Raw genomic sequence first — 14,526 nt, 5'->3', positions numbered from 1 at the left:
TTCGGAAAATACCATATGTTAAAATAGTGTCAAAACATTTAAATGAAGTTTAACAGATGAGGCTTTGAATCTTATTACTTTTGAAAAAATTCACAAAACATGAGATACGACCCTATCAGCAGCGATCTTTTCATAAAGAATCGCAGGAAATTCATGGCTGAAATGAAGCCTTCCAGCATAGCTGTATTCAATTCAAATGATATATATCCAATCGGTTCAGACAGTACCATGCCTTTTCAACAGGCCAGAGACCTGTACTATCTGAGCGGGGTAGACCAGGAAGAAAGTATACTGGTGTTGTTTCCCGATGCGATTGAAAAAAAGCATCGTGAAATTCTTTTCCTGAGGGAAACCAATGACCATATTGCCGTATGGGAAGGCGAAAAGCTCACAAAGGAGAAGGCTTTTGAAGTGAGTGGTATTAAAACCGTGTACTGGCTGAAGGAATTTGATAAGGTGTTTTTTGATATTATGACCGAGGCTGAAACGGTTTATTTCAATACCAACGAACATTACAGGCAGTCGGTAGAAACAGAAACCCGCGAAGATCGGTTTATAAAGTGGTGCAAGGAAAAATTTCCGGCACATAAATGGGAAAAGAGCAATCAGATATTGCAACAGCTAAGAGGGACCAAAGAACCTGAAGAGATCGAGGTCATGGCTAAAGCCTGCAAGATCACCGAAAAAGGCTTTAAGCGTGTATTGCAAATGGTCAGGCCGGGCGTCATGGAGTATGAAATAGAAGCGGCTTATATGCATGAGTTTCTGATCAACCGTTCCCGGGGGTTTGCTTATACCCCGATTATCGCCTCAGGAAATAATGCCAATGTGCTGCATTATATAGAAAATAAGGGTGAGTGTAAAGACGGTGATATGCTCTTGATGGATGTCGGAGCTGAATATGCCCTTTACGCCAGCGATATGACCAGAACCATTCCTGTGAACGGTCGTTTTACCAAGAGACAGAAAGAGGTTTACGATGCGGTCTTGCGCGTTAAGAACGAAGCGACTAAAATGCTGGTTCCCGGAACGCTCTGGAAAGAGTATCATGAGGAGGTTGGTAAGCTGATGACCAGCGAGCTGCTGGGTCTTGGTCTGCTTGATAAGGCAGATGTGCAGAATGAAGATCCTGACTGGCCTGCTTACAAGAAATATTTTATGCATGGTACCAGTCATCATATCGGTCTTGACACCCATGATTACGGGCCTTTAAAGCGCCCGATGACCGCGAATATGGTCTTTACCGTTGAGCCCGGAATTTATATTCCTGAGGAAAATATGGGAATTCGACTGGAAGACGATGTGGTGATACAGGAACGTGGAGAGCCTAAGAACCTGATGGCCGATATTCCTATCGAAACCGAAGAGATCGAAGAGTGGATGAATAAATGATCAGTTGAATTAAACTGATTCAGACCGGCTGATTTTTGTCAGCCGGTTTTTTTATGATCAAAAATACATATGTGGCCACCACCGGCAGCAGCCACCCCATCTGATACTCAGAGAGGGGCATAAGATCAAGCCAGGGCGGAACCTGTTCGGGAGATAAAATAGCTTTCAGTGCGTCGGGAATGCTGAATAGTACAACGACAAAGGTGAGTATTCTGAACACTGTTTTGCCGGTCATAAAATCGGGCAGGCTGTTCAGAAAAATGTATACGATGATAAGCGGGTAAATGAGCAGCAGGATAGGGTAAGCCACATCGATGATAAAACCCACATTAAGCGAACCTACCAGGATGCCGATCAGGCTCGCCAGGGCCGCTGAGATCGTAAACGTACCTTTGCCACCTTTTAATACCCCCTGAATATGATCTGCCGTACCTGTGACGATACCCACGGCGGTGGTGAAGCAGGCAAGGGAAATCAGCAGGCTCAGGAAAATTCTGCCCGGGGCACCCAGGGTTTGCTGGGCGATCAAATTCAATAGTTCGGTTCGGCTGATTTCAGCTCCTGTGTTGCCACTGAAGAGGGCACCTGCAGCGATCAGACCTCCATAAGTGATCAGCAGGCCGCTTCCAGCCAGAATGCCTGCACGGGTTATCAGCCTTTTTCTGGATTCGAATGAATCTTCTCCTCTCAGGCTCAACGATATAATGATCACAGCTCCAACTACCACAGCCCCCATAGCATCAAAAGTCTGATAGCCTTCCAGCAATCCGCCGGAGAATCCCGGAGACATCAGGGCGGTACCGGCAGTCTCGAGAGGGAGAGTGAAACTCAGGACGATCATGACCGCCAGCAGGGTCAGTATCACCGGTGTCAGGTACTTGCCTACGATATCGATGATGCTGTTGCGCTTCACAGCTACGGCGAATACGAGGGTGAAATAGATACCCGAGGTAACCCATGATGGAATATCGAATAAGGGGGCAACAGCCATTTCATGCGTGACCGAGGCTGTTCGGGGGGAAGGAATGGTCGCAGAGATCAGGTATATGAGCGAGCAGAATACAATGCTGAACAGGGGAGAAACCTTGTTGGCAAAATCAAGCATGGTGCCCTGAAGACGGGCATGGGCATAGATCCCGAGTATGGGAATGCAGACCGCCGATACCGCAAATCCCATGGCTGTGAAAAACCATGATTCTCCTGCCTGTAAACCCAGATAAGGGGGCAGGATCAGATTACCTGCGCCAAAAAAGAGAGCGAAAAGAGTAAAGCCGGTGGCCAGGGTCTGCTGGGTTTTGTTCATAAGCGCAGTATCTTTGAGGCAAGGAGAAACGAACTTAAAATGGTCTTCGAAAGATAGTATAATTATGGAATTGAAGTATAAGGGAACTCCGATTTTTTACCGCGAGGAAGGGAAAGGAACCGCACTGATTCTGTTGCATGGTTTTTTAGAACATTCGGGTATTTGGGATGATTTGACAGCGGCCTTCAGCGATCGATACAGGGTTATTCGAATCGATTTGCCCGGACACGGAAACAGCGGTTGCAATGGCTATATACATACCATGGAATTTATGGCAGAGAGCGTCAAAGCTGTGTTGGATCATCTGCGTATAAGAAGAGCAGTACTCGCCGGGCATTCCATGGGAGGCTACGTTGCACTGGCGCTGTCGGAAAAATACCCTGAATTGCCCAAAGCACTGATTCTGATAAATTCGACGCCCCTGGCAGATTCTGAAGAAAAGAAAAAGAACCGCGATCGCGCTATAGCCGCAGTGAAGCATAATCATAAAAACTTCATAAGGGTGTCTGTCTCCAACCTGTTCCGGCCTAAGAACCGGAAAATTTTCAGGGAAGAGATCAATACCCTCAAAGAAGAGGCTTTGAAAACGCCCCTTCAGGGAATCGTCGCTGCCCTGGAAGGTATGAAGATCAGGCTCGACAGAGAGGTGATCATGTATTTCACCCCCTATCCTAAAATGGTTATACTCGGGGCAAAAGATCCGGTGGTAGATGCTAACTCGCTGGCAGAGCGTTTAAAAAGATCTGCTGCAGATATCGTGGTTTTGCCCGATGGGCACATGAGTTTTATTGAAAACAGGGAAGCTCTTAAAGAAAATATTGGAAATTTCCTAAAAAAAATTTGATTTTGTTGATATAAAAATTAAATTAGATGGCCCAAAACTAATAACCATGAAAACACCTACAAATCCATTCGCAAGAATGCTGTGCAATGTTTTCGGACATCGCTACAGAATTACACGAAAAATCACCCATCACATTACGGAATATCAATGCAGCTGTTGTAAGCAGGAAATCACTTCAACAGTGAACGGTCGTTTAGATCCGCTTACCCCGGAGCTGAAAGAGATCAATGAGACCCTTGCGCATTTCTACAGAAAGCGCTACAGCCTCAAGACCGTCGCATGATTTAATCGTCTTTTGAGATTTCTTTCCCCTCATCATTCAGGGCGTTCCAACCACGTGCCTGCAAAGGGATCTTTGTGTTCATTCGAGTGATGAGATGTATTCCTTCCTTTTCTTCGGTCATGTGGCCTATAACCGATAAGTTCGGGTTTGCCTTGATCTTCTGATAGTCGTCCTGGCTTATCGTAAAAAGCAATTCGTAATCTTCACCGCCTCCAAGAGCAACGGTCGAACTGCTCATCTGAAATTCCTCACAGGTCGAGATAACCTGCGGATCGAGCGGAATCTTGTCTTCAAACAGGTTGCAACCAACTTTTGATGACTTGCAAAGATGTATGATCTCTGACGAAAGACCGTCACTGATATCGATCATAGAGGTGGGTTTCACGCCAAGTTCTGCCAGCAGTTCTTTGATGTCGCCTCTGGCTTCAGGCTTCAGTTGTCTTTCCACCAGGTAGGTATATGGCTGAAGGTCAGGTTGGTTTTGCGGGTTTACCTTGAATACTTCCTGTTCTCTTTTCAGAACTTGTAGCCCTAAATAGGCTGCACCCAAATCGCCGCTTACCACCAGCAGATCGTTTGGTTTGGCACCATTGCGATAGACCAGGGTTTCTTCGCCGGCCTTACCGATGGCCGTGATCGAGATAGCGAGACCCTGTTGTGAAGAAGTTGTATCACCTCCTACCAGATCAACCTTGTAAATCTTACAGGCCAGGTGAATTCCGTCATAAAGCTCTTCAAGGGCTTCTACAGGAAACCGGTTGGAAACCGCAATGGAGACCGTGATCTGAGTCGGGGTGGCGTTCATGGCATAGATGTCGGAAAGATTGACCATTACTGCCTTGTAACCAAGGTGCTTCAGGGGAGCAAACCCAAGGTCGAAGTGTACCCCTTCCATGAGGAGGTCGGTTGAAACGACAATCTTGTCAGAACCGGGATCAATAACGGCAGCATCGTCTCCAATGCCTGTATGGCTTGATTCCTGCTGCAATTCAAAATTTTGGGTAAGATGGTCGATCAGACCGAATTCCCCGTATTCAGATAGAGGGGTGCGCTGTGGATTCTTATCTTCTAACATATTGCAAAAATACAAACGACACCGGCATTCCGGCAAAATTGAACAATTATTTGACACTCTTTGACAAGGACTTGTCAGTTTATTGAGTGCTGGTATATTTTTTGCTGCATAACTGATAACAAATTATTATGAACAGATTGTATAATCTGATGTCACTGTCTATGGTTATTCATGGCAGATGTCTTATTTTTGTGGACTATTTAGAAATAATCTAGTTAAAAATGATAAAGGTTTCTGAAACGGCTAAAAAAAAGCTTGCTGAGTTGATGAGCGACGATGGCTATACCGTTGGTAACGACTTTGTTAGAGTCGGTGTAAAAAGCGGTGGCTGCAGCGGCCTTTCTTATGAGTTAAAATTCGACCGGGAAACTACTGAAGGCGACAAGGTATTTGAAGATAACGATGTGAAGATCATCGTTGATAAACGAAGCTTTTTGTACCTGGTAGGCACCACTCTTGAATATTCAGGAGGGTTGAATGGTAAAGGGTTTGTATTTAACAACCCGAATGCTCAGCGAACCTGCGGTTGCGGGGAAAGCTTTTCGCTATAATCTTTAAAAAACTATCATGGCTTATACTGAAGAAGAGTTAAAAAAAGAACTGGAGACCAAGGAGTATGAGTACGGCTTTTATACTGATATAGAATCCGATACCCTGCCTGTTGGGCTGAATGAAGACATCGTTCGGGCCATCTCCAAGAAGAAGAATGAACCCGAATGGATGACAGAATGGCGTTTGGAGGCTTTTCGCATCTGGAGCGAGATGGTCGAGCCTGAATGGGCGAACGTAAAGTATACCAAGCCTGACTTTCAAAAGATATCTTATTATTCGGCTCCTAAAAAGAAGCCGCAGTACGATAGTCTTGATGAGGTCGATCCGGAACTGCTTGACACCTTCAATAAGCTGGGTATCTCTCTTGAGGAACAAAAGAAGCTTGCCGGAGTTGCGGTTGATGTCGTAATGGATTCTGTTTCGGTGGCTACCACCTTCAAGAAAACACTTGCTGAAAAGGGCATCATTTTCTGTTCGATATCCGAGGCTATAAAGGAGCATCCTGATTTGGTTAAGAAATACCTAGGAACGGTCGTACCACGAACCGACAACTTCTACGCAGCATTGAATTCCGCTGTTTTTTCAGATGGGTCTTTCTGTTATATTCCTAAAGGAGTCAGGTGTCCGATGGAACTCTCTACCTATTTCAGGATCAATCAGGCCGGAACCGGACAGTTCGAAAGAACCCTGGTTATCGCAGATAAGGAAAGTTATGTGAGTTACCTCGAAGGCTGTACCGCCCCGATGCGTGATGAAAATCAACTGCATGCAGCGGTGGTGGAGCTTATCGCCTTAGACGATGCCGAGATCAAATATTCTACCGTACAAAACTGGTTCCCCGGAAATAAAGAGGGGAAAGGCGGGGTGTATAACTTCGTGACCAAACGCGGATTATGTGAGAAGAATTCGAAGATCAGCTGGACCCAGGTAGAGACCGGATCAGCCGTTACCTGGAAGTACCCCTCATGTATTCTGAAGGGAGATAACTCCATAGGCGAGTTCTATTCAATAGCCGTGACCAATAACTGGCAGCAGGCTGATACCGGTACCAAGATGATCCATCTGGGTAAAAACACAAAGAGTACCATCATATCGAAGGGAATTTCGGCCGGACAGTCGCAGAACAGTTACCGTGGATTGGTCCAGATTAATAGACGGGCAACCAATGCCCGTAATTTTTCCCAGTGCGATTCGCTGCTGATGGGCAATAAATGTGGTGCTCACACCTTCCCGTATATCGAAGCTAAAAACAAAACAGCTCAGATAGAGCACGAGGCGACTACGAGTAAGATCGGAGAAGATCAGATCTTCTATTGTAATCAGCGAGGTATTGATACCGAAAAGGCCATCGCCCTTATTGTAAACGGTTTCAGCAAAGAGGTACTAAATAAGCTTCCTATGGAATTTGCAGTGGAAGCTCAGAAATTGTTGGAGATCTCCCTGGAGGGGTCTGTAGGATAATTAATAAAAAACTTTTCTCAACAGAGAACTAATAGTTGTATATGTTAAAGATTGAAAATTTACACGCCAGCGTAGAGGATAAGGAAATATTGAAAGGTATTAATCTGGAGGTGAAGCCCGGAGAAGTTCATGCCATAATGGGACCGAACGGTTCCGGAAAAAGTACACTTTCTTCAGTGATCGCAGGGAATGAAGATTTTGAGATCACCAAAGGAGCTATTTACTACGAAGGTGAAAATATAGAGGAACTCGCTCCTGAAGAGCGTGCTCATAAGGGAATATTCCTGTCTTTTCAGTACCCGGTGGAGATTCCCGGAGTCTCGGTTACCAATTTTATGAAGACAGCGATAAATGAAACACGGAAAGCGCGTGGAATGGAGGAGATGCGTGCCAATGAAATGCTGAAACAGATCAGGGAGAAAGCAGAGATGCTTGATATCGACCGTAAGTTCTTGTCACGTTCGCTGAATGAAGGTTTTTCAGGGGGGGAGAAGAAGAGAAATGAGATCTTCCAGATGGCTATGCTTGACCCGAAGCTTGCCATACTTGATGAGACAGATTCCGGTCTTGACATCGATGCTCTCAAGATCGTTGCAAACGGAGTGAACCGACTAAAGCGTGCTGATAATGCCGTGGTGGTCATCACCCACTACCAGCGTTTGCTGGAATACATCGTTCCCGATTATGTGCATGTACTGCTGAACGGGAAAATCGTTAAATCAGGAGGAAAAGAACTGGCCCTGCAGCTGGAAGAAAAAGGATATGACTGGATCAAGCAGGAACATGCTGTCTAAAACCCCTACAGAAATGGATTTTAAAGAGAACATGATATCGTCTTTTATGGCTTTTGAAGATCATGTGGATGTGGAAAACCCCATTCATGATATCAGAACTGAAGCCATAAAGCAATTTGAAAAGGAACATCTGCCCTCTAAAAAGAATGAGTTCTGGAAGTATACTTCCCTGAACCCTTACTTTAAAAAACAGTATAGTGTGTATCCTAAGCTGGAAAGCGCTCTGGAATTTAAAGATGTAAAGAAGTATTTCATTCATGAGATAGATTCTTACAAAATTGTCTTTGTAGATGGGGTGTACAGTTCCTATCTGAGTCAGACTACTCACGAGGGACTGGATGTTTGTCTGATGAGTGCTGCCCTTACCAAGCCTAAATACAGGCTGGTGATTGAGAATTATTTCAATAAGGTGGCTCCCAAAGACAGTCTGAACTCCCTGAATACTGCATTCTCCAGAGAGGGAGCATTCATCAATATCCCGAAGGGGAAGGTGGTAGATAAACCAATTCAGATCCTGCATTTTTCGACCGGGAATGAAGCAAATCTTTTGGTTCAGCCGAGAAACCTGATCGTTGCAGGAGAAAATTCACATGTTCAGATCATCGAAAGGCATCAAAGCCTCACAGATAACGAAGTACTAACCAACGGAGTCACTGAGATCTTTGCGAAGAAACGTGCCATCGTTGATTATTATAAGATACAGAACGATCGTCTCAATGCTTCGCTTATCGATAACACCTTCATATCTCAGAAGGAGCAGAGTCATGTTTCGGTACACACGTTCTCACTCGGCGGGAAACTAACCCGTAACAATCTTCAGTTCTTCCACGAGGGAGAGCGACTCGATTCTACCCTGAAAGGTATTACGCTGATCGGAGACAAGCAGCATGTTGATCACAGTACCCTGGTGCATCATGCACAACCTAATTGTGAATCGCATCAGGACTATAAAGGCATCTATGCCGACCACAGTACGGGGGTATTTAATGGTAGAATCATCGTTGAAAAGGAAGCTCAGAAGACCAATGGTTTTCAGCAGAACAACAATATCCTGATCGATGACACTGCCACCATTAATGCCAAACCACAGCTTGAGATCTTTGCAGATGATGTAAAGTGTTCTCACGGATGTACAATCGGTCAGCTTGATGATGAAGCACTTCTGTATCTTCGTTCACGGGGTATTCCGAAAAAGGAAGCTACGGCTCTTCTTATGTATGCTTTTTCAAACAGTGTACTCGACAGCGTTAAGATTCCCGAACTGAAGAATCGTATAAACAAACTAATCGCTATGAAATTAGGTGTGAGCCTTGGATTCGATCTCTGAGCATCAGGATAAGCGATAAAGGCTTAAAGGCCTGTGATCTTTGCAGATCACAGGCTTTTTTTATGGCAGGGATTTGCAGATTTCCCCGAAGAAATAATTAAAATCAAATACCGATTCATCACCAAGTCCGAGTCTGACGATCACCAGTTCTTTTGAAGGTACGATCATAACTCTTTGTCCCTGATAACCATTCGCATAATAGGCATCTAAGGGCACATCGGGCATGACTCCTGAGCTGTTCAGCCAGAAATGCCCCCCGTAGGTCCCCTTTGAATCGATGGCGGGGGTTTGAACAAATTCTGCCCATTCCGGGTCGAATATACGGGTTCCGTACCAGTCACCTTCCTTGAGGTAAAGCAAACCAAACTTCAGCCAGTCGCGGGCTCTGGCCCAGCCGTATGAGGAGCCCACGTAATTTAAGCTGGGGTCGGTTTCCATGACCATGCTGTTCATTCCTATGCGGTCGATCAGCTCCTTATAGGGGAAATTCAGGTATTCCTGTCTGTTGTCAAAGCGTTCGGCCAGCAGGCCGGATAACAGGTTGGTGGTGCCTGATGAATAGAGCCAGAAATCGCCCGGAACATGTTCAAGAGGTTTTCCTTTTTGTACTGCTGCCATATCAGGGGCTTTGAAAAGCATTCGTGTTACGTCAGACAGGGCGTTGTAATTTTCATCCCATGCCAGTCCGCTGCTCATCTGCAACAGATTGCGGTAACTAATAAGTTTGCGCTTATCATTCTGCCATTCGGGAATATCTGGTTTTTCATCCATGTCGAGCTCGCCGCGACTGATCAGAATGCCGTAAAGCGTAGCCAAAACGCTCTTAGTCATCGACCAGCCCAGCAACCGTGTGTTTTCGTCGATGCCCTTGGCATATCGTTCATAGATCAGACGGTCTTTGTGCCAAACCAGCAATGCCCGGGTTTGCTTTTCGTCATTGTGCTCGAAAGCCTGGTCGGCAATCGAACGAATATCGTTCAAGTGTTCCTGAGAAAGTTCTGATCCTGGCAAGCTGTCAAGATTAAAAGGGAAGTCGGCCAGACTATCGGTTTGTGATCTTTCAGGTACTGCTTGTGGGTCGTATTGTTTAAATCCCGGAGGGAGAAGGGTGCAGCCCAGGCCTTCGTGATAAACAGCTTTACGGGATTTTACACCGATAACCGAAGATTGTGTCGACCCTTCGGAAGGATTTACGGTTTCTTCAGCCAGCTTAACAGGCATGAATCCGTTGTCCTGTATGTCGATAAGTGCCGGATCACGGTCAGCAAGGAACAGGCAGGAACAGGCATTCTTTGAAGCATAACCGGTGAGGATGTCAAGTTGAGGATATTTGATAATGACCAGACCTGCCACCACAAGGCCAAAGAAAACGAATAATAAGAGCAGATATTTCAAAACTCTTTTCAAAGTACCGGTTTTTAAGGGTTTAAATAAATCCTAATATAACCAATCTACTCATATTAACTTTTTATTTTTGTGCAAAGAATTGTTATGATCGATATCGAGAAAATCAGAAGCGACTTTCCGATTTTAAAACGTGAGATAAACGGGTATCCGCTGGTGTATTTTGATAATGCAGCCACCTCACAAACTCCTAAAAAGGTGATCGACACTATAGTCGATTATTATTCCAATTACAATGCGAACATTCACCGGGGTGTACATACGCTTTCACAGGAAGCGACAGACAAATATGAGGAGGCCCGGAAGAAGATTCAGCAACATTTCAATATTCGGAAAACACATGAGGTGATCTTCACTTCAGGAACCACCCACGGTATCAACCTGGTGGCTTCGGGCTTTTCGAGTTTGTTGAATGAAGGCGATGAACTCCTGGTTTCGGCTATGGAGCATCATTCCAATATTGTTCCGTGGCAAATGCTTGCCGAAAAGACCGGGGCCATACTGAAAGTGATTCCCATGAACGAGAAAGGAGAGCTCGAAATGGATGCCTTCGAAAGGTTGCTTTCGTTGAGAACCCGAATGGTTTTTTGCAACCATATATCCAATGCGCTGGGAACCGTGAATCCCATTAAACAGATCATAGAGAAGGCACATAAAGTGGGTGCTGCGGTATTGATCGATGGTGCTCAGGCTTGTCCGCACCTGAAACCCGACCTGCAGGAACTGGGGGTTGATTTTTATACGGTTTCTGCTCATAAGATGTGTGGACCTACCGGAGTAGGGGTGCTTTATGGAAAAGAAGAATGGCTGAAAAAGCTGCCCCCTTACCAGGGAGGGGGTGAAATGATCGCTGAGGTAACCTGGGAAAAGACAACCTATGCAGATCTTCCACATAAATTCGAGGCCGGTACGCCAAATATTGCCGGGGGAATCGCCTTTGGCGCTGCAATCGACTATCTCAATGAGGTCGGAATGGATGAGATCGCAGCCTGGGAAAAGGAACTGTTGGACTACGGAACAGAGAAATTGCAACAGATAAAAGGGCTTAAGATCTATGGCACCGCCACTGAAAAGACCTCTGTTATTTCGTTCAATATTGACGGGCTTCACCCATACGACATAGGAACGATTATCGACAAGCTCGGTATTGCTGTAAGAACGGGTCATCATTGCGCACAACCCATCATGGAGTATTATAAGATACCCGGAACGGTGAGAGCCAGTTTTGCATTCTATAACACCAAGGAGGAAATAGACCGGCTGGTGGAAGCCGTGGAAAGAGCAAGAAAGATGCTGCTGTGATGGCAGGTTGTTGAAAAGCAGTGCCCGGCATTGACAGTGTAAGTTAGGGTGTACAAGAACGACCATTAGCTGTGGCTATTGATGCATCAGCAGAAACAGTTGAATACCAGTCCGGGTTGTTGTATTTTTGTCAAAAATAAACGCAGGTATGACCATAGCAGAGATACAGGATGATATAGTTGATGAGTTCGCGATGTTCGACGATTGGATGCAGCGATATGAGTACATGATCGAACTGGGAAAATCATTGCCGCTTATCGACGAAAAATACAAGGTGGATGATAACCTGATAAAAGGATGTCAGAGCCGGGTATGGGTTCATGCTGAGCTGAATGATGATAAACTGGTATTTACGGCAGATAGCGATGCCATTATCACCAAGGGAATCATCGCGATTCTGATACGTGCATTTTCCAATCAGAAACCACAGGACATCATAGATGCCGATACGGCCTTTATCGATCAGATCGGGTTGAAGGAACATCTTTCGCCCACCCGTGCCAACGGCCTTGTCAGTATGATCAAGGAGCTTAAAATGTATGCCATAGCATACCAGACACAGCTGAATTAAGCAGCCGGGTAATAACAGTTAAAGAATTAAAAAATGAGTGAAACAACCATAAATACCACAGAACTGGGAGAAAAGATCGTGAAGGTTCTGAAAACCATTTACGATCCGGAAATTCCTGTAGATATCTACGAGCTTGGCCTGATCTATGACGTTTTTGTGAATGAAGATTATGATGTAAAGATCCTGATGACCCTCACCACGCCCAATTGTCCCGTAGCTGAGACCCTGCCTGTGGAGGTCGAAGAAAAGATAAAGTCGATCAATGAGGTAAAAGATGCTGAAGTGGAGATCACCTTTGATCCGCCATGGAGCCAGGACCTCATGAGCGAGGAGGCGAAGCTGGAGCTGGGGCTTTTATAGGTTACACCGGGCCGAGGATGATGTTTCCCGGTCTTGTAGTGACGAAGGAGCAGGATTTCCTGCCTTATTCAGTAATGCAAAAGGTCGCTGCAATGAGCTTAGATCTCAAAAATATCTGAAGCCGGTTGTAAATTTTTGATCTTACAGAGGGTGCTGTGTTTTCCAGCAAACAGAAGATTTAATGTAAGATTTATGACCCGATGAACCTCCTGCTTCGAATCAAGCAACAATGTAATTAGTCACATATGCAGTCTGTCTGGCGGAAGCAGCAAGCGGTAGCCTGACATCTGATAAGTAAAATTAAAGATTTGCGTTTTGGAAGAGATTAGAAACAGAGTGGCAGAAAGCAAACTCGTAACGGTGAACCTGGAAGACTACTATCAACCTGGTTCACGCCGGTCTCTCGATATCAGTGAGTGGTTGTACGAAGGCTTTATTTTAAAGGAAAAGGAATTCAGGGACGCCGTAAAAGCGCATGATTGGGAACAATATGAACATGCATTCCTTGCTGTGTATTGCACTTCTGATGCTATTATCCCCGCCTGGGCTTATATGCTCATCACTGCACAGGCAGCACCCTATGCCAGAAGGGTTTTTTATGGTGATCTCGAAGCTCTTGAGGCTTCCATTTACCAGGAGACCCTGGCGAACACAGACTTCAGTCACCTGAAGGATAAGCCGGTGATCGTTAAGGGATGTTCAGAAAAGCCCGTGCCTCAGAATGCCTATCTTTTGCTTATTCAACACCTTCAGCCCCTGGTGAAAAGTCTTCTGTATGGCGAAGCGTGTTCTTCCGTACCACTCTATAAACGTAAATAATATTCGATGTTTTGCGGGGTTTCGCACTACAGTATTGTGTATATTTGACACAGAATCAGCTGTTTGATTCTTTTTTGATATAAAAAAATACCGCCAAAGCTATGAAACGAATTATCTGCCTGCTGGCTTTTCTTGGCTGCAGTTTTTTTTCTGTTGCTCAGACCGTTGATGAACTTAAGGAGATACGTGACCGGAAACAGGATTCGGTCGACGCTCTTCAATCTGATATAGATGACCTGACCGCCAGAATCAAAAAATTTCCTGGCTGGAAATATGGTGCCATAGGAACGGTAGGTTTTAGTTTGTCACAATTCGATAACTGGTATGCCCAGGGAACACCCAATGTGAATTCAGGAAAGATCGGGTTTACCTTTAACGGGTATGCGAACCTTGACAGGGAATCTTTTTTCTGGCGAAATTCGGCTAATATAAACCTGCAGTGGATCAAATTCGATGATCTCGATGATCCGGATGATGAAGAGGGATACCGTGAAGCCACCGATGTGTTTAACCTGACTTCATTGTATGGGTATAAGCTAACAGATAAGTTAGCGCTATCAGCATTGGGAGAATACCGTACCACAATACTCAGTAATTTCAATGACCCGGGTTATCTTGACCTTGGTGTGGGGGTAACGTGGACAGCTATTGAAAATGAATTGGTGATTGTGGTTCATCCTCTGAACTATAACCTGGTTTTCAGTGATAATGGCGATGATATTTTCAACTCTTCGGCCGGTGCTAAAGTTCTGGCCGATTATATCAAACAGATCGGGAAACTGAAGATAAACTCGAAGTTTTCGGGCTTTTACAGTTATCGCGATTCGAATTACTCCAACTGGACCTGGACCAATGTATTTGGATATACCATCTGGAAGGGCATCGGACTGGGCTTCGAGTTCGGCCTGCGTGATAATAAACAGGAAGCGCTGAATTATGCCGTAAACACTCTGGGAATGCCTGATGAAACCTTTGACACAGTCGATAACAATTTGCAGACTTATTGGTTATTCGGACTGAACTACAGCTTTTAAAAAAC

15 protein-coding genes are annotated in these 14,526 nt (G+C 45.1%); 12 read left to right on the top strand and 3 right to left on the bottom strand.

Translation table 11 applies throughout. The features are described 5' to 3' along the window. Positions 1-99 precede the first annotated feature (99 nt). Positions 100-1,392: an aminopeptidase P family protein gene (locus tag K7R10_RS08565; RefSeq protein ID WP_224484266.1), complete on the top strand. Its 1,293-nt coding sequence runs from the start codon at positions 100-102 to the stop codon at positions 1,390-1,392. A gap of 19 nt (positions 1,393-1,411) precedes the next feature. Here the strand turns inward: K7R10_RS08565 and brnQ are convergent, their stop codons facing one another. Next, entirely contained in the window at positions 1,412-2,695 is a 1,284-nt protein-coding gene (gene brnQ, locus K7R10_RS08560) for a branched-chain amino acid transport system II carrier protein (protein ID WP_224484265.1), read from the bottom strand. A gap of 64 nt (positions 2,696-2,759) precedes the next feature. Here brnQ and K7R10_RS08555 point away from each other — a divergent pair, with 64 nt between their 5' ends. Further along, on the top strand, positions 2,760-3,539 hold the full coding sequence (locus tag K7R10_RS08555) for an alpha/beta fold hydrolase (protein WP_224484264.1): 780 nt from the start codon (positions 2,760-2,762) through the stop codon (positions 3,537-3,539). 46 nt (positions 3,540-3,585) lie between these two features. Then, positions 3,586-3,822 carry a DUF1660 family phage protein gene (locus K7R10_RS08550; protein ID WP_224484263.1) on the top strand — a complete coding sequence of 79 codons (237 nt, stop codon included), beginning with the start codon at positions 3,586-3,588 and terminating at the stop codon, positions 3,820-3,822. 1 nt (position 3,823) lies between these two features. Here the strand turns inward: K7R10_RS08550 and thiL are convergent, their stop codons facing one another. Continuing rightward, complete coding sequence (thiL, locus tag K7R10_RS08545) at positions 3,824-4,897, bottom strand: thiamine-phosphate kinase (RefSeq protein WP_224484262.1); 1,074 nt, start codon at positions 4,895-4,897, stop codon at positions 3,824-3,826. Between the two features lie 221 nt (positions 4,898-5,118). On the opposite strand from thiL, the gene K7R10_RS08540 reads away from it, so the two are divergent. Genes K7R10_RS08540 through sufD form a run of 4 tightly spaced genes read left to right on the top strand, consistent with a single transcriptional unit; the run spans position 5,119 to position 9,031 of the window. Then, positions 5,119-5,448 (top strand): HesB/IscA family protein, encoded by a 330-nt coding sequence (locus tag K7R10_RS08540; protein ID WP_224484261.1) that lies wholly within the window; start codon positions 5,119-5,121, stop codon positions 5,446-5,448. A 16-nt stretch (positions 5,449-5,464) separates the two neighbouring features. Further along, the gene (gene sufB, locus K7R10_RS08535) at positions 5,465-6,910 is read left to right on the top strand and encodes a Fe-S cluster assembly protein SufB (protein ID WP_224484260.1); all 1,446 of its coding nucleotides are present in this window, start codon (positions 5,465-5,467) and stop codon (positions 6,908-6,910) included. A gap of 41 nt (positions 6,911-6,951) precedes the next feature. Next, positions 6,952-7,704 carry a Fe-S cluster assembly ATPase SufC gene (gene sufC, locus K7R10_RS08530; RefSeq protein ID WP_224484259.1) on the top strand — a complete coding sequence of 251 codons (753 nt, stop codon included), beginning with the start codon at positions 6,952-6,954 and terminating at the stop codon, positions 7,702-7,704. Between the two features lie 13 nt (positions 7,705-7,717). Next, on the top strand, positions 7,718-9,031 hold the full coding sequence (gene sufD, locus K7R10_RS08525) for a Fe-S cluster assembly protein SufD (protein WP_224484326.1): 1,314 nt from the start codon (positions 7,718-7,720) through the stop codon (positions 9,029-9,031). A 60-nt stretch (positions 9,032-9,091) separates the two neighbouring features. On the opposite strand, the gene K7R10_RS08520 is transcribed toward sufD, so the two are convergent. Continuing rightward, the gene (locus tag K7R10_RS08520; RefSeq protein WP_224484258.1) at positions 9,092-10,438 is read right to left on the bottom strand and encodes a serine hydrolase domain-containing protein; all 1,347 of its coding nucleotides are present in this window, start codon (positions 10,436-10,438) and stop codon (positions 9,092-9,094) included. 84 nt (positions 10,439-10,522) lie between these two features. Here K7R10_RS08520 and K7R10_RS08515 point away from each other — a divergent pair, with 84 nt between their 5' ends. The 5 genes from K7R10_RS08515 to K7R10_RS08495 all read left to right on the top strand — a co-directional run bounded on the left by K7R10_RS08515 (position 10,523) and on the right by K7R10_RS08495 (position 14,521). Beyond that, entirely contained in the window at positions 10,523-11,737 is a 1,215-nt protein-coding gene (locus K7R10_RS08515; RefSeq protein WP_255610485.1) for an aminotransferase class V-fold PLP-dependent enzyme, read from the top strand. Positions 11,738-11,885: 148 nt separating this feature from the next. Continuing rightward, positions 11,886-12,308 carry a SufE family protein gene (locus tag K7R10_RS08510; RefSeq protein ID WP_224484257.1) on the top strand — a complete coding sequence of 141 codons (423 nt, stop codon included), beginning with the start codon at positions 11,886-11,888 and terminating at the stop codon, positions 12,306-12,308. A gap of 33 nt (positions 12,309-12,341) precedes the next feature. Then, positions 12,342-12,668 carry a DUF59 domain-containing protein gene (locus K7R10_RS08505; RefSeq protein WP_224484256.1) on the top strand — a complete coding sequence of 109 codons (327 nt, stop codon included), beginning with the start codon at positions 12,342-12,344 and terminating at the stop codon, positions 12,666-12,668. Positions 12,669-12,983: 315 nt separating this feature from the next. Beyond that, positions 12,984-13,487 (top strand): DUF2480 family protein, encoded by a 504-nt coding sequence (locus tag K7R10_RS08500; RefSeq protein ID WP_224484255.1) that lies wholly within the window; start codon positions 12,984-12,986, stop codon positions 13,485-13,487. A 101-nt stretch (positions 13,488-13,588) separates the two neighbouring features. Further along, on the top strand, positions 13,589-14,521 hold the full coding sequence (locus K7R10_RS08495; RefSeq protein ID WP_224484254.1) for a DUF3078 domain-containing protein: 933 nt from the start codon (positions 13,589-13,591) through the stop codon (positions 14,519-14,521). Positions 14,522-14,526: the final 5 nt, after the last annotated feature.

Origin of the sequence: Robertkochia aurantiaca, from assembly GCF_020166495.1 — a bacterium.
Classification (GTDB): Bacteria; Bacteroidota; Bacteroidia; order Flavobacteriales; family Flavobacteriaceae; genus Robertkochia; species Robertkochia aurantiaca.
Note: the sequence above shows the minus strand (reverse complement) of the source record. Positions and strands in the feature narration are given on the sequence as shown.

What these genes read in the sequence shown, in the direction of transcription:
- K7R10_RS08515 (WP_255610485.1), top strand. Translation starts at nt 10,523, where the DNA reads ATGATCGATATCGAGAAAATCAGAAGCGACTTTCCGATTTTAAAACGT.
- K7R10_RS08540 (WP_224484261.1), top strand. Translation starts at nt 5,119, where the DNA reads ATGATAAAGGTTTCTGAAACGGCTAAAAAAAAGCTTGCTGAGTTGATG.
- sufD (WP_224484326.1), top strand. Translation starts at nt 7,718, where the DNA reads ATGGATTTTAAAGAGAACATGATATCGTCTTTTATGGCTTTTGAAGAT.
- sufB (WP_224484260.1), top strand. Translation starts at nt 5,465, where the DNA reads ATGGCTTATACTGAAGAAGAGTTAAAAAAAGAACTGGAGACCAAGGAG.
- K7R10_RS08510 (WP_224484257.1), top strand. Translation starts at nt 11,886, where the DNA reads ATGACCATAGCAGAGATACAGGATGATATAGTTGATGAGTTCGCGATG.
- K7R10_RS08555 (WP_224484264.1), top strand. Translation starts at nt 2,760, where the DNA reads ATGGAATTGAAGTATAAGGGAACTCCGATTTTTTACCGCGAGGAAGGG.
- thiL (WP_224484262.1), bottom strand. Translation starts at nt 4,897, where the DNA reads ATGTTAGAAGATAAGAATCCACAGCGCACCCCTCTATCTGAATACGGG.
- K7R10_RS08505 (WP_224484256.1), top strand. Translation starts at nt 12,342, where the DNA reads ATGAGTGAAACAACCATAAATACCACAGAACTGGGAGAAAAGATCGTG.
- K7R10_RS08565 (WP_224484266.1), top strand. Translation starts at nt 100, where the DNA reads ATGAGATACGACCCTATCAGCAGCGATCTTTTCATAAAGAATCGCAGG.
- K7R10_RS08550 (WP_224484263.1), top strand. Translation starts at nt 3,586, where the DNA reads ATGAAAACACCTACAAATCCATTCGCAAGAATGCTGTGCAATGTTTTC.
- K7R10_RS08495 (WP_224484254.1), top strand. Translation starts at nt 13,589, where the DNA reads ATGAAACGAATTATCTGCCTGCTGGCTTTTCTTGGCTGCAGTTTTTTT.
- sufC (WP_224484259.1), top strand. Translation starts at nt 6,952, where the DNA reads ATGTTAAAGATTGAAAATTTACACGCCAGCGTAGAGGATAAGGAAATA.
- brnQ (WP_224484265.1), bottom strand. Translation starts at nt 2,695, where the DNA reads ATGAACAAAACCCAGCAGACCCTGGCCACCGGCTTTACTCTTTTCGCT.